The organism is Pseudomonas sp. IC_126 (genome assembly GCF_004331835.1).
In the GTDB taxonomy this organism is placed as follows: Bacteria; Pseudomonadota; Gammaproteobacteria; order Pseudomonadales; family Pseudomonadaceae; genus Stutzerimonas.
This window is the reverse complement of sequence record NZ_SJSS01000001.1, coordinates 525771-544858: the sequence shown is the minus strand read 5'-3', so window position 1 is coordinate 544858 and position 19088 is coordinate 525771. Positions and strand designations below refer to the sequence as shown.

21 protein-coding genes are annotated in these 19088 nt (G+C 62.6%); 6 read left to right on the top strand and 15 right to left on the bottom strand.

What is annotated here, in order from left to right:
* Positions 1 to 8 precede the first annotated feature (8 nt).
* From ltaE to rnd, 5 genes are all read right to left on the bottom strand, one after another.
* On the bottom strand, positions 9 to 1013 hold the full coding sequence (ltaE, locus tag E0D86_RS02545) for a low-specificity L-threonine aldolase (RefSeq protein WP_131648401.1): 1005 nt from the start codon (positions 1011 to 1013) through the stop codon (positions 9 to 11).
* Positions 1014 to 1067: 54 nt separating this feature from the next.
* On the bottom strand, positions 1068 to 2294 hold the full coding sequence (locus E0D86_RS02540; protein WP_131648400.1) for a hypothetical protein: 1227 nt from the start codon (positions 2292 to 2294) through the stop codon (positions 1068 to 1070).
* A 52-nt stretch (positions 2295 to 2346) separates the two neighbouring features.
* The gene (locus E0D86_RS02535) at positions 2347 to 2796 is read right to left on the bottom strand and encodes a YcgN family cysteine cluster protein (protein WP_131648399.1); all 450 of its coding nucleotides are present in this window, start codon (positions 2794 to 2796) and stop codon (positions 2347 to 2349) included.
* Between the two features lie 77 nt (positions 2797 to 2873).
* Positions 2874 to 3167 (bottom strand): YcgL domain-containing protein, encoded by a 294-nt coding sequence (locus E0D86_RS02530; RefSeq protein WP_131648398.1) that lies wholly within the window; start codon positions 3165 to 3167, stop codon positions 2874 to 2876.
* Positions 3164 to 4288, bottom strand: a complete 1125-nt coding sequence (gene rnd, locus E0D86_RS02525; protein ID WP_131648397.1) for a ribonuclease D — start codon at positions 4286 to 4288, stop codon at positions 3164 to 3166. Before rnd ends, E0D86_RS02530 begins: the two co-directional genes overlap by 4 nt.
* A 135-nt stretch (positions 4289 to 4423) precedes the next feature.
* Here rnd and E0D86_RS02520 point away from each other — a divergent pair, with 135 nt between their 5' ends.
* Together E0D86_RS02520 and E0D86_RS02515 are read left to right on the top strand one after the other, a co-directional pair.
* Complete coding sequence (locus tag E0D86_RS02520) at positions 4424 to 5269, top strand: sulfurtransferase (protein ID WP_131648396.1); 846 nt, start codon at positions 4424 to 4426, stop codon at positions 5267 to 5269.
* Positions 5270 to 5436: 167 nt separating this feature from the next.
* Complete coding sequence (locus E0D86_RS02515) at positions 5437 to 6723, top strand: OmpP1/FadL family transporter (protein ID WP_131648395.1); 1287 nt, start codon at positions 5437 to 5439, stop codon at positions 6721 to 6723.
* Between the two features lie 45 nt (positions 6724 to 6768).
* Here the strand turns inward: E0D86_RS02515 and E0D86_RS02510 are convergent, their stop codons facing one another.
* On the bottom strand, positions 6769 to 7317 hold the full coding sequence (locus tag E0D86_RS02510; RefSeq protein WP_131648394.1) for a glutathione peroxidase: 549 nt from the start codon (positions 7315 to 7317) through the stop codon (positions 6769 to 6771).
* Between the two features lie 163 nt (positions 7318 to 7480).
* Between E0D86_RS02510 and E0D86_RS02505 the strand changes: the two genes are divergently transcribed.
* From E0D86_RS02505 to modC, 4 genes are read left to right on the top strand one after another with little or no spacing between them, the layout of a single operon-like run.
* Positions 7481 to 8293: a TOBE domain-containing protein gene (locus E0D86_RS02505; protein WP_131648393.1), complete on the top strand. Its 813-nt coding sequence runs from the start codon at positions 7481 to 7483 to the stop codon at positions 8291 to 8293.
* A gap of 10 nt (positions 8294 to 8303) precedes the next feature.
* Positions 8304 to 9059, top strand: coding sequence for a molybdate ABC transporter substrate-binding protein (gene modA, locus E0D86_RS02500; protein ID WP_131648392.1), 756 nt, complete (start codon positions 8304 to 8306; stop codon positions 9057 to 9059).
* A 10-nt stretch (positions 9060 to 9069) separates the two neighbouring features.
* A complete protein-coding gene (gene modB / locus E0D86_RS02495) occupies positions 9070 to 9750 on the top strand; it encodes a molybdate ABC transporter permease subunit (protein ID WP_131648958.1) in 681 nt (226 codons plus the stop codon).
* Positions 9747 to 10838, top strand: a complete 1092-nt coding sequence (gene modC, locus E0D86_RS02490; protein ID WP_131648391.1) for a molybdenum ABC transporter ATP-binding protein — start codon at positions 9747 to 9749, stop codon at positions 10836 to 10838. Before modB ends, modC begins: the two co-directional genes overlap by 4 nt.
* Positions 10839 to 10841: 3 nt before the next feature.
* On the opposite strand, the gene E0D86_RS02485 is transcribed toward modC, so the two are convergent.
* From E0D86_RS02485 to E0D86_RS02445, 9 genes are read right to left on the bottom strand one after another with little or no spacing between them, the layout of a single operon-like run.
* Entirely contained in the window at positions 10842 to 11573 is a 732-nt protein-coding gene (locus E0D86_RS02485) for an adenosylcobinamide-GDP ribazoletransferase (protein WP_131648390.1), read from the bottom strand.
* The gene (cobC, locus tag E0D86_RS02480; RefSeq protein ID WP_131648389.1) at positions 11558 to 12151 is read right to left on the bottom strand and encodes an alpha-ribazole phosphatase family protein; all 594 of its coding nucleotides are present in this window, start codon (positions 12149 to 12151) and stop codon (positions 11558 to 11560) included. Before cobC ends, E0D86_RS02485 begins: the two co-directional genes overlap by 16 nt.
* Positions 12148 to 13200 (bottom strand): nicotinate-nucleotide--dimethylbenzimidazole phosphoribosyltransferase, encoded by a 1053-nt coding sequence (cobT, locus tag E0D86_RS02475; RefSeq protein ID WP_131648388.1) that lies wholly within the window; start codon positions 13198 to 13200, stop codon positions 12148 to 12150. The genes cobC and cobT overlap by 4 nt, the downstream gene beginning before the upstream one ends.
* Positions 13197 to 13733 (bottom strand): bifunctional adenosylcobinamide kinase/adenosylcobinamide-phosphate guanylyltransferase, encoded by a 537-nt coding sequence (gene cobU / locus E0D86_RS02470; RefSeq protein WP_131648387.1) that lies wholly within the window; start codon positions 13731 to 13733, stop codon positions 13197 to 13199. Before cobU ends, cobT begins: the two co-directional genes overlap by 4 nt.
* A 54-nt stretch (positions 13734 to 13787) precedes the next feature.
* Positions 13788 to 15239 (bottom strand): cobyric acid synthase, encoded by a 1452-nt coding sequence (locus E0D86_RS02465; protein WP_131648386.1) that lies wholly within the window; start codon positions 15237 to 15239, stop codon positions 13788 to 13790.
* Entirely contained in the window at positions 15236 to 16228 is a 993-nt protein-coding gene (gene cobD, locus E0D86_RS02460) for a threonine-phosphate decarboxylase CobD (protein WP_131648385.1), read from the bottom strand. Before cobD ends, E0D86_RS02465 begins: the two co-directional genes overlap by 4 nt.
* Positions 16221 to 17132 carry an adenosylcobinamide-phosphate synthase CbiB gene (gene cbiB / locus E0D86_RS02455; protein ID WP_131648384.1) on the bottom strand — a complete coding sequence of 304 codons (912 nt, stop codon included), beginning with the start codon at positions 17130 to 17132 and terminating at the stop codon, positions 16221 to 16223. Before cbiB ends, cobD begins: the two co-directional genes overlap by 8 nt.
* The gene (bluB, locus tag E0D86_RS02450) at positions 17129 to 17779 is read right to left on the bottom strand and encodes a 5,6-dimethylbenzimidazole synthase (RefSeq protein ID WP_131648383.1); all 651 of its coding nucleotides are present in this window, start codon (positions 17777 to 17779) and stop codon (positions 17129 to 17131) included. Before bluB ends, cbiB begins: the two co-directional genes overlap by 4 nt.
* Positions 17776 to 19068 carry a cobyrinate a,c-diamide synthase gene (locus E0D86_RS02445; protein WP_131648382.1) on the bottom strand — a complete coding sequence of 431 codons (1293 nt, stop codon included), beginning with the start codon at positions 19066 to 19068 and terminating at the stop codon, positions 17776 to 17778. Before E0D86_RS02445 ends, bluB begins: the two co-directional genes overlap by 4 nt.
* Between the last annotated feature and the right edge of the window lie 20 nt (positions 19069 to 19088).

The following is a 19088-nucleotide window of genomic DNA, read 5'->3' as shown; positions in this document are numbered from 1 at the left end:
ATTCGGGCCTATGCTCTGACGAAAGCAGCGAAGCTCTCGACGATCGGCTCGATATGCTCGGGCCGCACATCCAGATGCGTCACCATCCGCAGCCGTGCCGCAGCGGTGAGGATGACGCCGCGCTCCGCACAAAACGCCTTCAGCGCCGCCGCGCGATCGCCCATCTGTACATAAACCATATTCGTCTGTACCGGCTCGACCGCGTAACCCAACGCTTGCAGCCCTTCGGCAATAGCGAGCGCGTGCCGGTGGTCCTGCTCCAAACGCTGCACCTGATGCTCCAGCGCATAGAGTCCGGCCGCCGCCAGCACACCAGCCTGACGCATACCACCGCCAACCATCTTTCGCAGCCGCCGCGCCTTCGCAATGAACGCCTCGTCACCGCAAAGCACCGAGCCGACCGGAGCACCCAACCCTTTCGACAGGCACACCGATACCGAGTCGAAGTAACGGCTGATGTCGTGCGCCGTACACCCCAACTTGACAACAGCGTTGAACAGCCTGGCACCGTCGAGGTGCAGCGCCAATCCTCGCTCGCGGGTGAATGCTCTGGCCTTGGCCAGGTATTCGAGCGGCAGCACCTTACCTTGCATGGTGTTTTCCAGCGCCAGCAGGCGAGTCCGGGCGAAATGGAAATCGTCCGGCTTGATCACCGCTCCGACTCGCTCCAAATCCAGCGAGCCGTCAACTTCCATTTCGATCGGTTGGGGCTGGATGGAACCGAGCACCGCGGCGCCACCCGCCTCGTACTTATAGGTGTGCGCCAACTGGCCGGTGACATATTCATCACCGCGCTCGCAGTGCGACATCAGCGCCAGCAAATTACTCATGGTGCCGCTGGGTACGAACAATCCTGCTTGCATGTCCAGCTGCGTCGCTAGGGTTCGTTCCAACAGTCGAATGGTAGGATCTTCGCCGTAGACGTCATCGCCGGTGGGCGCTCTCAGCATGGCCTCGCGCATACCGGTCGTAGGTTGTGTGACCGTATCGCTGCGTAAATCGATCAGGCTCATGGCAATTCCTTGGTTTCGGGTCATCTGCCCAGGCGCGCCCCAACCTCACGTCTTTCAACGCAACAGACGGGTGTCCAACACGGCCGAGGCGCCGCCCAGCATGGTTTCGGTGATATCGATGAAGTCTTCGGTTGTGGCCTTGTCGAGGCGCATCAAGCCGCGTGCGACATCGTCCAGCGAGTGTCGGTTCTTGGTGCGCTGTCGGATCTCGCGGTCGAGCTCCTGCAACAGCAACACCGCCCTGGCCGTGACGGGACCGCTGGAATGTTCGGTTCGCAGACTGGTGACCTTGCGACTCCATTTAGTCAGGTGTTCACGCACCCGCTGGTATCGATCCTCGCTCATGCCGCCGGCCCTGCGCATCAGTTCGATGGCGTAGTACTCGGCCAGCCCTTCGCTAATCCAGTCACTGCGGTCGGAATCGGTGATACGGCTAAATACGTGAACGAGTTCATGCACCAGTGAGCTGGTGCCATTTTCGCTAACCAGCGGCCGGTCGGCATGCATGAACAAGGAGTTCGGGCCGGACAAACCGCCCCGCCACATCGGGTCTCCAGCGCCTACGATCAGCAGTTTCTTCGGATCACGCGGGAACACGTTCTGCACTTCGGGCCAGACGAACGTGAGCAGCGTAAGGATATCCATCCGCCGCAACCCCTCACCCACCGGGCCGGCCACCGTTACGTCGGTTTCGCCGAGCTTGGCCCGACGACTACCGAGCTTGCCGGCAAGAATCCAGCCGGTAGGACGATCGAACAGGCGCTCGCGATTGTCGATGCGAAAACGGTTCTTGCCGATGCGGGGCCAGCCCGTCTCGACGCTCTTCCACTCCTTCGGAAGCTCGATCCGCAGTCGGGAAATCAACTTGACGCCGTCCTGATGATCCATGCGACCGGCAGGCACCAGATCGTCACCGCGCAGCAACGCCCAGTCGTCCGTCATTCGCGCATCGAAGCGCCCGTTCTTGCGCTGGTGACTGACCTTGACCCGATAGCTCAGCCGCGCCTTGCCAGCGACCGGCCGCCAGACGCCGCGGCCGTTCTCTTCCTGCCAGCTGCCCTCCGGATCGGTCACGAAGCCGCTGTACAGCCCTTCGTCACCCAAATTGAAATCGATGTATTGGATAACGCTGCCGTCTTCTACAAGCAGTTCGACTTCAGCAATATCCTGCTCGGGGACGAACTTGACGTTGAAGTCGACATCGACGCTCTTGGCGGCGTGCGCAGTCGTGATGAAAGACAACAACAGAACGGCAAGCAGCGGTAACAGGCGAAGGGACATCGAGCGACTCCAGGTTGAGTTCAGTGCTATGACGACGCGCCCAGACGGAGATTCAACCGGCTCGGAAAATCAAGTGATCTTCCCAGTCGTCCTCGGCGACGGAGCCCTCGGCGATCATCCGCCCGGACTGAGAAATCCGTTCGGCATGCACTGCATCCGGGTCGCCGCAAACCAGATGATGCCAGAGCGGGAGATCCTTACCCTCGGCTACCAGTCGATAACCGCAGGTCGGTGGCAGCCACTTGAATTGCGCGGCATCCGCTGCGGTCAGCTGAATGCAATCGGGCACACTGGCGCGTCGGTTGGGGTAGTTCGTGCAGCGGCAGGTTTTCAGATCGAGCAATTTGCAGGCGATGCGGGTGTAGTAGACGCTGCCGTCCTCCTCGTCCTCGAGCTTCTGCAGGCAGCACAACCCGCAGCCGTCGCACAGCGACTCCCATTCGACCGAATCCAGCTCGGCGAGGGTTTTGCGCTTCCAGAAGGGTTCGACTTTTGCCGCCATGGAATTTGCCATCTCGAATAAAGGCGCGAGTCTAGCCATTGCGATGCGACTGGCCAAGCTCGGGCACGCGTGCCGGCTTAAACGGGATCGTTGCGGCGCAGCAACTCTTCGGGCAGGTGCTCGATGTATTCCTCTTCCGGCGGCGGCATCTGCAGGTGGTAACCCTGTTTTTCCAGGTTATCGAGCACCGTTGCAATATCTTCCCGGGCCAGCTTGCGCTCGGGGGTCAGGACGATATCGAACGCATGCTGCGGCGGGCCGAAGGCAGCCAGCAAGGCTTCCGGCACACGCGCCAGCGCCTCGCTACGCTCGACGTACAGGTACATTTCGTTCTTGCGGGGGCTTCTATATATAGAACAGATGCGTTTCATGACTTCACTTCCAGCACATCGAGAAGGGCTTGGCCCATGCGTTCACGACGCCAACCGCGCAACGAATCAGGCAATTCATAGGGACCATCCGGATAGCCGCTCTTCAACAAGGCTTCGAGCACCTTCTTGCGCAGCATTAGTTCAGGGGCGATATCAAGCGCCTGGGCTTCGCGCTGACCCACCGCACGAAGCTTTTTCAACAGCCCCGATACCTCCAGAGGCAGCGGCTCCGGCAGCGGCCCCGGCCAATCCTGCTCAGGCGCGGCGGCGCCGACGCGGATGAGCTCCAGCAAGGTTTCGCCATCCTGACGCACGGTGCGCGGATGCATATCGTCGATACGCGCGAGACTTACAAGATCGGCCGGCTGGGTACGTGCCAGCGGCCACAAGCTGTGCTCACGCAACACCCGATTGCGCGGCTGATTGCGCGCTCGCGCCTCATGCTCTCGCCAAGCGGTCAGTACACGCAACACCGCGAGCTGTCGCGGTTTGAGACGCCAGGCCTGCTTGACGTCGCGATAGGCTTCATCAGGGTCCGTTTCGCGCTGCAGATTGGCAACCAGCTCGGAACCGTCTTCAAGCACCCAGGCGCGTTTTTCCTCGGACAGCCTCGGCTGCAGCGCCTCGTACAGCTCGGCCAGATGCTGCGCATCTTCGGCGGCGTAGCGAATCTGCATCTCACTCAGTGGCCGCTGGAGCCAGTCGGAGCGCGTTTCGCCCTTGGGCAGCTCGATGTTCAACACGCTCTGCACCAGGCGCGAATAACCCATGGAGAAACCGATATTCAGGTAGCCGGCGGCGAGCTGCGTATCGAACAGCGGGTTCGGCAAACTGTTGGTCAGGCGCCAAAACACTTCCAGGTCTTCACTGCAGGCATGCAGGACCTTCACCACGGCCGGGTCTTCCAGCAGCCCGGCAAATGCACTCCAATCGCTGATCCGCAGGGGATCGATCAGATAGGCGCAACGCCCGTCACCGACCTGCAACAGGGCAGCGATCGGGTAGAAAGTATCGACCCGCATGAATTCGGTATCTACCGCCACGTAAGGCAGCTGGCGCCACTCGCCACACAGACGGGCCAGATGCGCGTCATCCAGCACCCATTGAGTTTCGATGGCCACTAGGCCCTCCTTGTTATTCGGCTCGCGGCCGGACGCCTGGTCGAAAGGCGCGCAGTATATATCGCTGAGGTCACGCCGCGCCCTGCTCATCCATCGCGTGCTAACGTTTCGCGAATCTCAGAAAGGAGCCCCGCCATGCCGCTTGCCCAACTGATCAGCGCCGACCAACTGGCCGCGCGCCTGCATGAACCTGCACTGCGTATCCTCGATTGCCGCTACGCATTGGATGATCTGGATTACGGCGGACGCAGCTACGCCGATGCGCATATTCCCGGCGCCCGCCATGCCGATCTCGAACGCGATCTGTCCGGAAAAATCGTACCGGGCGTAACCGGCCGGCATCCGCTACCGCACCCTGAGGATTTGATCGCGACGTTCCGGGCGCTGGGCTTGAACAACGACAGCGAAATCGTGCTCTATGACGACGGCCCCGGCGCCTTCGCCGCTCGGGCCTGGTGGCTGCTGGCATGGCTGGGTAAGCGTGACGGCGTATACCTGCTCGACGGCGGCTACCGAGCCTGGTGCGATGCCGGTCTGCCAGTGGAGCAAAATGCGCCCTCTCCGACGACAGGCGAATTCCACGGACAACCCGATGACAACCTGACCATCGACGCAGCGGCGCTTTCGGGCGAGCTTGAAACGCCGAACGTGACCCTGATCGATGCCCGCGCTCTGCCCCGTTTCCTCGGCGAAGTCGAACCGATCGATCCGGTTGCCGGACACATTCCAGGCGCCGCCTGTGTGCCATTCACCGAGAATCTCGATGCTGACGGGCACTTCCTCTCGGCCGACCAGCTGCGCGCGCGTTTCAGCCAGCAGCTCGCCAATCGATCGACAGATGCCCTGGTGGCCTATTGCGGTTCTGGCGTAACGGCGTGCCATAACCTGTTCGCCCTGTGCCTCGCCGGCTATCCGCTGGCTAAACTTTATCCAGGCTCTTGGAGCGAGTGGATCACCGATCCGCAGCGGCCAGTCGCCTGACGCAACTTGAGCGGCCGACCAGTCATAATCTGCCCGGCGGGTTTTATTGAATATTCACCCTTATCGCCGCCGATCATCGCGCTTTACGAAAAATTGCACTCTTTCGTTTGCGACGAATCAGAGAAGCTTGATAGGGTCCGAGCCGCTTTTTTCTCTGGAGTACAACAATGAAAACAACTTGGTTGAAGACCGCGATCGCAGTAGCCGTGGGCGCCCTTTCCACTCAGGCCATGGCTGCCGGTTTCGCCCTTAACGAGCAGAGCGTCAGCGGCATGGGCACCTCGTTTGCCGGTCGCTCCTCTTCTGCCGATGACGCCACCACCCTGTTCGGCAACCCTGCCGGCATGTCGCGCCTCAAGCGCGAAGAAGTGAGCTTCGGCGTGGCGGCGATCAATGCCAAGACGGATATCAAGAACACTAGTAGCTTCCCTGCAAGCGGTAGCAACGATGGCGATATGGTCCCGTTCACAGCAGTGCCGATGGGCTATTACGTCAAACCTATCGACGACAAATGGGCGGTTGGCGTAGGCGTCTATGTTCCCTTCGGTCTGGTGAGCGATTACGAAAGCGGCTTTCAAGGCCGTTACTTCGGTGATTACAGCGAAGTCCGCGTAATTACGGTGCAACCAACCGTTAGCTATCGTTTCAACGAAAAACTGTCGATCGGCTTCGGCCCAACCATCAACCGCATCGATGGTCAGCTGGAGAGTGCCTCCCTGAGCCGCTTTACCCCCGGCACCAATGACGGCCGCGTCAAGGTCAAAGGTGATGACACTGCGCTGGGCTTCAATGCTGGCCTGCTCTACGAGTTCACACCACAGACTCGCGCTGGCATCACCTACCGCTCCAAAGTCAAGTACAAGCTTGAAGGCGATACTCGCCTGTCAGGTGCCGGATTCGATCAGTTCGAAGCGATAGGCCTGCAAGCCTCAGGAAAATACGATGCTTCGCTGGACCTCGACACTCCCGAGTCCGTCGACATGTCGATTACACACGATCTAGATGACCAGTGGACCCTTTATGCAGGCGCCATGTGGACGCGCTGGAGCCGCTTCGAATCGATCATTATCGAAAACGAAGGTATCCCTGCACTTTTGCAGCCAAGCCTTGCGCCTATCGTAGAAGAGCAGGACTGGCATGACACTTGGTCCTATGCTCTCGGCGCTGCTTACAAGCTGAACAAGGAGTGGACACTGCGTACCGGTCTGGCATTCGACCAGAGCCCGACCAACAACACTCATCGTTCGCCTCGCATTCCGTCCGGTGATCGCACCGCCGTAAGCTTCGGCCTGGCCTGGAATCCGACCGACGATGTCACTGTCGACTTGGCTTACTCCTACCTTTGGGAAGAAGACACCACGGTTCGCAGTCAGAGCCCAACTAAAGGGCTTTACAACGCCACCTACGAAAACAGCGCCCACGGCTTCGGTGCTGCTTTGAGCTACCGCTTCTGATGCACCTCCGCCCCGGCCGCTCGGCCGGGGCTTCTTTCCCCCGCGCTACTTGCCCAACGCCTTTTCCACCGCAGCGATCAGCTCAGGATCGTCCGGCTCGACCTTGCTGGAAAAGTAGTCGACCACCTTGCCGTTGCGATCCACCACGTACTTATAGAAGTTCCAGCGCGGCGCGCCTCCGGCCTGCTCGGCTAGCTCCTTGAACAGCGGCGTCGCATCGCCACCCCGCACCGGTTGAGTTTGCGCCATCGGAAAGGTCACACCGTAATTGACGTAGCAGACTTCAGCCGTCTCAGCGGCATCGTCCGACTCCTGAAAGAAATCATCGGACGGCACGCCTAGAACCTCCAATCCCTCGTCCTTGTATCGCTGATAGAGCTCTTCGAGACCTTTGAATTGCGGCGCGAAACCACAAAAGCTGGCTGTATTGACGACCACCAGCGCCTTGCCCTGGAACTGCTGGCACAGGTCGATCGTTTCCTTTGAGCGCAGCTTCGGCAGTTCATGCTGCAGCAAGGCCGGGCATTGATCCGCCGCCGCGTTGCCGGCCAGCAGCGTCAGAGCGAGGGACGCAACGATCAGTCGAATTCTCATGGCAAACCTCCGAGCAGGGTCGCCACACGCTACGCCTGAGCCATCCAACCGGCAACGCCTGCCTTTTTTCAGCCAACGCAGCAAATTCCAAACAGCTTCGCCTTCGCTATATACAAATCTATATAACGATTGTCAGAATGCCCGGCATTCACAAGGGCCAAACATGAACGATCCACAGCATCTCGGACCATTGCGCATCGACGGACAACTTTGGTTCAACCGCGGCGAAAAGGGTTATCTCGGCGGCAAACGCATCGAACTGCTGGCACAGATCGAGGCGACCGGCTCGATCAGCCGCGCGGCCAAGGCCATCAACCTCAGCTACAAGGCCGCCTGGGATGCTGTGGATGCGATGAACAACCTGTCGGAACGCCCCCTGGTGGTTCGGGCAGTCGGCGGGGCAAAGGGCGGCGGTACCCAGCTGACCGACTTCGGTCGCGAGATGCTGCACGTCTGGCAGCGCATGCAGCAGGAATATGAACGCTTTCTTGCCCAGGTGGCACAGGGCATCGAAGGCTTCGACGACATCGACAAACTGCTCCGGGCAATCGCCATGAAAACCAGCGCACGCAACCAGTTTCGCGGTCGCATCGTTCACGTCGAAAAAGGCGCGGTAAACGGCAGCGTCAGTCTCGATATTGGTGAAGGCCAGACAATTACCGCAACCCTGACCAACGACAGCATCGACGAACTTCACCTGACACCCGACAAGACCGCGATGGCGTTGATCAAAGCCAGCTTCGTGCTGCTGTCACCCGATCCGGCGGTAAAAATCAGCGCCCGTAACCGCCTGACCGGCACCATCAGCAGCCTGACGCCCGGCGCGGTGAATTGCGAGGTCAAGTTGCTGCTGCCCGGCAACCGCACGCTGGGCGCGGTCGTTACCAACGAGAGCGCCGAAGAGCTGGGCCTGGTACTCGGACAATCTTGTACGGCTCTGGTCAAGGCGTCACACGTCATCATCGCCGTGGATTAAGGAGAAACGGATGAAGCGTCTTTGCAAAATTGCCGCCCTGTTTATGACCGCACTGTTGCCCTTTGCCAGCCACGCCGCCGAGGTGCAGGTCGCGGTGGCGTCGAATTTCACGAAGCCGATGCAGGCCATCGCCGAACACTTCGAACAGGACACAGGACACAAGGCCCTACTCGCCTTCGGTTCGACCGGAAAGTTTTATGCGCAGATTCGCAACGGTGCGCCGTTCGACGTGCTGCTGGCAGCTGATGAAGAGGTTCCGGCCAAGCTGGAAAGCGAAGGCCAGGGCGTAACCGGCAGCCGCTTCCCCTATGCCATCGGGACGCTGGTCCTCTGGTCGCCGCGCAAAGACTACGTCGAGGATCAAGCCAAAGCGTTGACCGAACGACCGTATCGCCATCTTGCCATCGCCAATCCTAAAACCGCGCCTTACGGCGCCGCAGCGATGGCGACGCTGGAAAAACTCGGTCTGACCGAATCAACGCGTGGCCGGCTGGTGCAAGGGGAAAATATCGCCCAGGCGCATCAATTCGTGGCCAGCGGCAATGCAGAGCTCGGCTTCGTCGCCCTTTCTCAGGTCGTGGATGAGGGTGCGATCAGCCAAGGTTCCGGCTGGATCGTACCGGCGTCATTTCATCCACCCATTCGCCAGGATGCCCTTCTGCTGAACAAGGGCCGCGACAACCCCGCCGCGCAGGCTCTGCTCGAATACCTCAAAAGCGCAAAAGCCGCCGAGGTTATCGAGGCATACGGCTACAGCCTGGAATGACGCCGCCATGATGCCGCTGGACGACGCAGGCTTGGCAGCCATCCTGCTGACACTCAAGCTTGCCGGCGTAACCACGCTGTTGCTGCTGGTGATCGGCACGCCGATCGCCTGGTGGCTGGCGCGCACCCATTCGCGCCTCAAGGGGCCGATCGGTGCCGTGGTCGCTTTGCCGCTGGTGCTGCCCCCGAGCGTGCTGGGCTTCTATCTACTGGTCGCCATGGGCCCCAACGGTCCGGTCGGGCAACTGACTCAAAGTCTGGGACTCGGCACTCTACCGTTTACCTTTGCGGGTCTTGTGGTGGGCTCGGTGTTCTATTCGATGCCTTTCGTCGTGCAACCGCTGCAGAACGCCTTCGAGGCCATCGGCGAACGCCCATTGGAAGCCGCCGCAACCTTGCGTGCCGGGCCGCTGGATACCTTCTTTACCGTCGTTCTTCCGCTCGCTCGCCCTGGATTCGTCACAGCCAGCATCCTCGGCTTCGCACATACCGTCGGGGAATTTGGTGTAGTGCTGATGATCGGCGGCAACATTCCCGAGAAAACCCGCGTGCTGTCCGTGCAGATCTACGATCACGTCGAGGCTATGGAATATGCGCAAGCGCACTGGCTGGCAGGCGGCATGCTGGCGTTTTCCTTTCTGGTCTTGCTGGTGCTTTACAGCAGCCGCCTCAAGCAGGGATGGCGTGGATGAACGAAGGATCAAGCGGCATCCAGGCACAACTGCGGATGGACCATCCCGGCTTCCGGCTGGACGTCGATCTGAAGCTACCTGGACGCGGCGTGACCGCGCTGTTCGGTCCATCAGGTTCCGGCAAGACCAGTTGCCTGCGTTGCATCGCCGGCCTCGAGCGCAACGCAACCGGGCTGATCGATATCAACGGCGAGCGCTGGCAACACTCGGCCAGCGGCTGCTTCGTACCGCCGCACCAGCGCGCTATCGGCTATGTGTTTCAAGAGGCCAACCTATTCGCCCATCTTTCGGTGAAGCGCAACCTGGAATTCGGCATGAAGCGTGTCGCGCGAAGCGAGCGCCGCGTGATCTGGGAGCAGGCAGTGGAATTGCTCGGCATTGGTCACCTGCTCGACCGCGTGCCCGAACGCCTGTCGGGCGGTGAGCGGCAGCGTGTCGGCATCGCCCGCGCTCTGCTGACCAGCCCGCGACTGTTGCTGATGGACGAACCGCTGGCGGCGCTCGACTTCAAACGCAAGCAGGAAATCCTGCCGTATCTGGAGCGGCTGCATGACGAGCTGGAAATTCCCGTCCTTTATGTCAGCCACTCACCGGACGAAGTGGCGCGACTCGCCGATCATGTGGTGCTGCTGGAAAATGGGCGCGCGATTGCTCAGGGCGCGCTGCAGGAAACCCTTGCCCGCCTCGATTTGCCGACCGCCTTCAGCGAAGACGCAGGCGTCGTCATCGAGGCGCAGGTTGCAGAACATGACCCGACCTATCACCTCACACGCCTGGTGTTTACTGGCGGCGAAGTACTGGTGGGGCAGCGTGATGAAGCAATCGGCCAGCGCCTGCGCTTTCGTGTCCACGCGCGTGACGTCAGCCTGACGCTGGAGCGCGCCGAGGGCACTAGCATCAGCAACCTGCTGCCGGCACGCGTCGATCAGATCGCCGATGCCGATACGCCCGCGCACGTTCTGATTCGCCTGGATGCCCAAGGCACGCCATTACTGGCGCGCATCACCCGCCGTTCGGCGGATCAGCTTGGCGTCGTGGAAGGCAAAGCGTTATGGGCGCAAATCAAAGCCGTCGCCCTGCTTGGCTGAGGTTCAGACCTTTAGCGCCAGCGCGACCAATACGCCACATTCCACCAGCTCCAACAGCGCACCGGCCGTGTCGCCGGTGGTGCCGCCGATGCGCCGGCACATGGCCCGACGCGCCAACAAGCCGATGGCGAGGCTCACCGTCAGCGCCAGCCAACCGCTCGTGCCCAGCGCCAGACAGAAGGCCACGAGCGCAAGCAGAACGATACGAACGGACGCGCGCGGGAGGTGCTCGGCCAGTGCATGACCGAGGCCACCGGGACGCACGTAGGATGTCGTCAGGAATAATCCGAGCAATGCGCCGCGACCGAGCAACGGTGCCAGCAGCAGAGCCATCCGTTCGCCCGCGGCAAGCAGTGTCCAGAGCGCGACGAACTTGAGCAGCAACAGCAATACCAGAACCACCACGGCAACCGGACCGCTGCGTGGGTCCTTCATGATCGCGAGGGTGCGCGCCCGATCGCCGAAACCACCGAGCCAGGCATCGGCGCTGTCGGCCAGGCCATCGAGGTGCAGCGCGCCAGTGAGTGCCACCCAGGCTGCCAGCACCAATGCCGCCTGCAGCGGCAGGGCGGCGCCTTCGATTGCGAGACTGCCAAGCCAGAGAACCAACCCCAGCAACAACCCCACCAGCGGGTAATGAAGCAGCGATCGGCCAACCGCCTGCGGCGCGGGCATACCGCTCAGTCGCACCGGCAGGCTGGTGAGAAACTGCAGCGCGATCAGAAAGGGCTGCATGCTTCTTCCAGCCAGAGCGTAGCGTCGGCGAAGCCGGTTTTCAGCCCGCACATTGCGCCATGGCTCACCTCGACCTGCAGCAACTGCCCGCGCGGCAGACCTCGCGCCTCGGCCAACAACAGGCGCATCACGCCGGCATGGGTGATCAGTAGGATGCGCTCGCCGGCGAAACGGTCGGTGATTCGTTCGATCACCGTCAGCACACGCGCCTCGAACTCGATCAACCGCTCACCGCCGGGCGGCGTGAAGCCGTAGGGATCGCTCCAGAAGCGACCCAAGGCATCGCTTTGATCGACCATCAGCTCGGCAGCTGTACGACCTTCCCAGTCGCCGAAATCGAGTTCGCGCAGGTCGGGTTCGAACTCCAGCGGCAACTCACGCTGCTCGGCGCATTCCACGGCGAAGGCTGCGCAGCGACGCAAGGGCGAGCTGATGATCCGATCCCAAGGCCCGGCACCGACGGCCGCTTGGCGCATCTGTAACCAACCAAACTCCGTGAGCGCGTCGTCCAGTCGCCCGCGAAAGCCGCCACCGCAAACCGTCTCGCCGTGACGCAGCATGTCCAAATGCAGATTCATGTTTCCTGCCCGGCGACGGCTGCTTCGGCGAAGGTCGCCATCTCCGCGTGCAACGCGCACGCGAGCCGTAGTAGAGGAACGGCCAGCGCTGCGCCACTCCCCTCGCCCAGCCGCAGACCGAGGTCGAGTAAGGGCCGTGCATCGAGCGCCTCCAGCACAGCCTGATGCCCAGGCTCCGCCGAACCATGAGCGAATAGCAGCCAGTCGCGGCAAGCCGGATTCAAGCGCACCGCACAGAGCGCCGCGACGCCGCAGATAAAGCCATCCACCAGCACCACGATGCCCTGCTGAGCGCAGGCCAGATAGGCGCCGGTCAACGCCGCCAGCTCGAAGCCACCGAGGCGCTGCATCCAGCCCAAGGTGTCGTGACGACCGGCGTGTAGCGCCAAAGCACGCTCGATCACCGCGCACTTGTGCGCCACGCCGGCTGCATCCAGGCCCGTCCCAGGCCCAGCAAGATCGCGTGGATCACACCCCAACAGTGCGCAGGCCAGAGCGGCTGCGGTCGTGGTATTGCCGATGCCCATTTCCCCGCCAATAAACAATGCGGACTGTTCCCCTTGAGCACGCAGTGCGCTTTCGCGCCCGGCCTGCAGCGCCTGTAGACAGACCTCCATGCTCATCGCCGGCGCCTCGACGAAGTTCGCCGTGCCCGCACCTAGCGCCAAGTGGCGAACGCCGGGCAAAGGCCCGATCGGCGAAGCGGTTCCCAAGTCGACCACTTCCAGCTTCGCGCCGAGCTGACGAGCCAGCACGCTGATCGCAGCGCCGCCGTTGACGAAGTTAGCGAGCATCTGCCCGGTCACCGATTGTGGATACGCTGAAACTCCTTCTGCGGCGACACCATGATCGCCCGCGAAAATACTGATCCAGACCGGGTCCACGCTCGGACGCTCGTGCCCTCGCAATGCCGCCAGTTGCGGAACCAAGGCGTCGATGCGACCCAACGCACCGCCCGGCTTGGTCAGTTGCGCATCGCGCGCCAGCGCTGCCTGGCGCGCGCGCTCATCCAGGGCATGACAAGGCGCCTGCCACCAGGGTTCGGTCACAGCAACTCTCCATTCAGATGATGTCCTTTCAAAATCATTGGCAGGCCCGCGACAGTGAACACCACACGCTCACAGCGCTCGGCCAGCGCCTGGTGCAGCCAGCCGGCCTCATCAACGTAACGCCGGCTCAGCTCACCCAGCGGCACCACCCCCAGCCCGGTTTCGTTACTCACTAGCAGTACGCGCCCTGGCAGTTCGGGCAGGCATTCGAGCAAGGCATCGCGTTCTTCGGCCAGACGCGCCGGGTCGTCCAGCATCAGCAGGTTGGTCAGCCACAGCGTCAGGCAGTCCACTAAAAGGCATTGATCAGCACCGGCGTGCTCACGCAGCACTGAGGCCAGCGCCAGCGGCTCCTCCACCAGCCCCCATTCGGTCGGGCGCCGGGCACGGTGATGGGCGATGCGTTCGCTCATCTCGCCATCCAGCGGCTGGCTGGTGGCGATGTAGGTAACCGGCAGGCCAGATTCGCTGGCCAGGCGTTCAGCCAGCAGGCTCTTGCCGGACCGGGCGCCGCCGAGGATCAATTCAGGCATTTCGGTTTCCTTCGGATCGAACATAGGACAGCCCGCCGAATGTGGCCAGGGCCGTCAAACACCGCACAGCTCACGCAGCAGGCGGGTATCCAGATGCGCCTCGACCAAGTCGGCGAGCCGCTCGATGTCGCGTTCGCGCAGCGCGTGATAATCCACCCGCTGCGCATTTTCCAAACCGGCCCAGCGCAATAGCGCTTCGCAGGCCGCAGGGGATTCGAACAAACCATGCAGGTAGGTGCCGAGTACCTGGCCGTCCTCGCTGATAGCTCCATCCATCCGACCGTCATCGAGTTGCACGGCGGCTCGCTCGAGCGCCGGGCCGCTGCTGACGCCGGCGTGGATCTCGTAGCCGCTGACGTCGGAGTCGCCTAGACAGAATCGTCCATGCACGTTGCGCAATTGTTTCTCCGCAGCCAATTCGGTCGACAAAGCCAGCAACCCGAGCCCATCGCTCTGCCCCGCCGCGCCCTCGACTCCAAGGGGATCGGCGATACATTCACCAAGCATCTGCAGGCCACCGCAAATCCCGAGCACCTTGCCGCCGTAGCGCAGATGACGCCCGATCGCCGCATCCCAGCCGTTCTCGCGCAACCAGGCGAGGTCGGCGCGAACGCTCTTGGAGCCCGGCAGGATGATCAGGTCCGCACCCGGGATCGCCTGGCCGGGGCCGACGAAACGCAGATCGACCTGCGGATGCAGGCGTAGCGGATCGAAGTCGGTGTGATTGCTGATGCGCGGCAGCACCGGCACCACCACCCTCAGGGTCTGCTCCGCTTTGACAGACTGGCGCACGTCGATCGCGTCCTCGGCCTCCAGATGGAAATCCATCAGATAAGGCAATACGCCCAGTACTGGTTTGCCGGTGCGCTGTTCGAGCCAGTCCAAGCCTGGTTGCAGGAGCGCGATATCGCCGCGAAAGCGGTTGATCACAAAGCCCTTTACCCGCGCCTGCTCGCTTTGACTGAGCAGTTCCAGCGTGCCGACCAGATGGGCAAAGACGCCACCCTTGTCGATATCGGCAATGAGAATGACCGGGCAATCCACCGCCTCGGCGAAGCCCATGTTGGCGATGTCGTTGGCGCGCAGATTGATCTCCGCAGGCGAGCCGGCACCTTCGACCATCACCACTTGATACGCAGCACTCAGGCGCCGATGGGATACGAGCACCGCGTCCATCGCCACACGTTTGTAGTCGTGGTACGCCACGGCGTCCATGTTGGTGATGGCGCGGCCGTGAATGATCACCTGCGCGCCGATATCACTGTTGGGCTTGAGCAGCACCGGGTTCATATCGGTGTGCGGCGCCAGCCCGGCGGCCTGCGCCTGGACCGCTTGGGCGCGGCCGATCTCCCCGCCTTCGGCAGTGACAGCGCTATTGAGCGCCATATTCTGCGGTTTGAACGGCGCTACGGACACGCCTTGTCGGCGAAGCCAACGGCACAGCGCGGTCACCAAAGTGCTCTTGCCGGCATCGGATGTGGTGCCCTGAACCATCAGCGTGCTCATGCGCGAATCTCCTGATAGCAAGCCAGTGCGCGGGCCAAACGAGACCAGCCCAGCTCGTCCGCCGGCAGACCGAAACGCAGGCTCGGCGGATAGTGAAAGCGGCGAAGGAGAATGCCCTGACAGGCAAGAAATTCGTACAGCACACCCGCCTCTTCGGTTACGACCCACTGAAACAGGCCGCAACCGCCCGTGGGCGGCAGGCAGCTGGTTGTCAGCAGCCACGCCAGCCGCTCACTGTCGGCCAGAAGCCGCTCGCGTTGACGGCGTTGCCCTTGGTGATCGGCGAACAGCGCCGTGCCGATGAACCGCGACGGTCCGGCGATCGGCCAAGGTCCCAGCGCATTCCCCAACACACGCGTCAATTCAGCTTCGGCCAGAACAAAGCCAAGCCGCGCGCCGGCCATGGAGAAGAATTTACCGAACGAGCGCAACACGATCAGCCCCGGCAGGTGACCGTAGGACGCCAGGCTGAGCTCGGGCGTCGGGTCCATGAACGCCTCGTCGACCACCAACCAGCCGCCGCGCGCCGCCAGCCGCGCATGCCAGTCGAGTAGTTGTTCGGGCGGTGACAGGCGCCCGGTGGGATTGTTCGGATTGACCAACACCAGAACATCGAGCTGATCGAGCGCCCGCGGTACGGCCCCTTCGCTGAACTCACTGATGCGATGCCCTTCGCGGCGCCACGCCTCGGCGTGCTCGCCATAACAAGGCGAAACGATGCCGACCTGCGAATTCCGACGCAGGCGCGGCAGCATCTGGATTGCGGCTTGCGAGCCTGCAACCGGTAGCAGCGACTCGGCTCCGTAATAGTCACGCGCGACGGCTTCCAGTTCATCCTCGTCTTCGGGCAGACGACGCCAGGCATCCGCCGGAACGGGCGGCAGCGCGAAGCCATAAGGCGCGATACCGGTGGACAGATCGAGCCAATCCGCCAGCGGGATAGCGAATTCGAGCGCCGCTGCCCGCAGCCGTCCGCCATGTTCAAGCATGCAGCCAGCCTCCCAGCAGCAATGCCAACAGCCAGAGACCGACGCCAGCCCAAACCATGTCCAACGCGCGCTCGATATCGCGCGCGCCGGGCGCTTCGCCCTCGCCCAGGACTGGACGCTGATGCAGCACATCCTGATAGATCGCCGGCCCGCCCAACGACACACCCAGCGCACCGGCGCCAGCCGCCATCACCGGCCCTGCGTTGGGGCTATCCCACAAGGGCGCCTGACGTCGCCAGCAGCGCCAGGCTTTGCGCGTTTGGCCCAGCACGGCGTAGGTCAGTGCGACCAGCCGGGCGGGGATGAAATTGAGTGCATCATCAATGCGCGCAGCGGCCCAGCCGAAACGTTCGAAGCGTTCGGTTCGATAGCCCCACATGGCATCCAGCGTATTGCTCAGACGGTACAACACGACGCCAGGCGCACCGGCAATCGCGAACCAGAACAGCGCAGCGAAGACCGCATCGCTGCCATTCTCCAACGCCGATTCGGTCGCCGCGCGGGCCACGCCCTGCTCGTTCAGCTCACCGGTGTTGCGGCTGACGATGAAACCAACCCGTCGCCGCGCCTCGGTCAGGTCGCCACTGCGTAGCGCAAGCGCCACCGGCATCAGATGTTCGCCCAGGCTGCGCAAGCCGAGCGCGAGATACAACAGTAGGATTTCGATTAGCCAGCCAATCCCCGGCAGCAAGCTCAACAACCAGGCGATGACGGTTAGCGGCAATACCGCAAGGCACCAAGCGGTGACGCCATGGCTGCGCCAGCCGCGACCGCCCGGACCGTTGAAATGCTGCTCTAGTCGGTCAGCCAGCCGTCCGAAGATCACCAGCGGATGGCTGCGACGAGGCTCGCCCAGCAACGCATCCAGGCCGACTCCGGCGAGGCAGCTAAGCGCCACGCTCATAACGGTTTCTCCCAGCCGTCCTCGAACAGCAATTCCTGCAGCTGCCGAGGTTGCGCCCAGCCCTGCAATGCCAGCATCGGCGCCGGATAGAACGCATCAACCGGCCCGAGACAGATCACCGCCACCGGCTCGGCACCGGTGGGCATCTGTAACAGGTCGGCCAGTGCCTGAGGGTCGAACAACGACACCCAGCCCATTCCCAACCCTTCCGCTCGCGCGGCGAGCCAGAGGTTCTGGATGGCGCAGGCCGCCGAGGCCAGGTCCATCTGCGGCAGGGTGCGCCGGCCGAATACGTGGGTTTCGCGCCCGTCCATGAGCGCGACGACCAGCAGTTCGGCGCAATCCTTGATGCCCTCGACCTTCAATTGCATGAATTCACGGCCACGCTCGCCCAGCGCTTCAGCGGTCAGCACACGCTCCCGTTCGACCAGTTCGGCGATGGCCGAACGCAACTCGGCGCGACGAATGCGGATGAACCGCCAGGGCTGCATCAGACCAACGCTGGGCGCCTGATGCGCGGCTTCTAGCAGTCGTGCGAGCAGCTCCGGCGCTATCTCGCCGCCGCTGAAATGGCGCATGTCGCGTCGCTCGGCAATGGCGCGGTAGACGCCGGCGCGCTGCGCCTCGGTGAACGCATGCTCGCTCATGGCCTGAACAACGCCGCGGTCGCTTGGGGGTTGGACGGCATATAGAAGTGGATATAAGACGCTGTAAGCCGACCCTGCCGATAAACCGCATCGGCGGTGCGCTTGTAATTTGGGCATTCGCCGTGCGCGATGGGCTGCATCGCCGTTTCGAGCGAAGAATGGTGAAAGGTGTGGCCGCGCAGACGCCCTTCCGGCAGGTCGACTTCCTGCAGCGCCAGCGCGGTCAGGCGCTTCTGCATCTGCGCCTCGCCAGGCAGCAGGCCGAGCATGTCTTCGCGCGTACCAGCCTGGTCGGTCAGCGCATCGAGCAGATAGAGCATGCCGCCGCATTCGGCGAGGATCGGTTTGCCCGCTGCGTGATGCGCTTGGATCGCCTCGCCCATGGGGCGATTGCGAGCCAATGTGGACAGATGCAGCTCGGGATAGCCACCCGGCAGGTACAGGCTGTCCACCGCGGGCAGCCTCGAAAAATGCAGCGGTGAAAAGAACAGCAGCTCGGCGCCAAGCGCCTGCAGCAGATCGAGATTGGCCTGATAGACGAATGCGAACGCGGCATCGCGCGCAACGCCGATGCGCACGCCCTGCAGCAACGGCGGCGCCGTCAAGGGTTCCGGCGGTGGGAAACTGACCGGCGCTGGCAACTCGCTATCCGCACTCGCCGCCAGCGCATCGGCAGCCGCATCGAGCCGGGCATCCAGATCCGCCAGTTCCTGCGCCTGCACCAGGCCCAGATGCCGGCTCGGCAAACCCACGGCCTCGCTGCGCGGCAAGGCGCCAAACCAGTCGATATGCTCCGACAAGCAGTCCCGCAAAATCTCGCCATGCCGGCTGCTGCCCACCCGATTGGCCAGCACGCCGGCAAATGGCAAGTCCGGCTGATAACTGGCCAAGCCGTGCGCCAGGGCGCCAAACGTCTGCGCCATGGCCGAACCATCAATGACCGCCAATATCGGAATGCCGAAGTGCCGCGCCAGATCGGCCGCCGACGGTGTGCCGTCGAACAGCCCCATCACACCTTCGATCAAGATCAGATCGGCCTCACCCGCCGCTTCCCACAGCAGCCGTCGGCTCTCGGCTTCGCCGACCATCCAAAGATCAAGCTGATAGACCGGATGACCGCTGGCACGCGCCAGCACCATCGGATCGAGAAAGTCCGGACCGCACTTGAACACCCGTACGCGTTTGCCCAGTCGCGTATGCAAGCGTGCCAGGCCTGCGGTGACGGTGGTCTTGCCCTGGCCTGACGCCGGCGCCGCAATCAGCAGCGCGGGGCAGCTTCGGCTAGTCATCGCGGCCTCCGATCATCGTA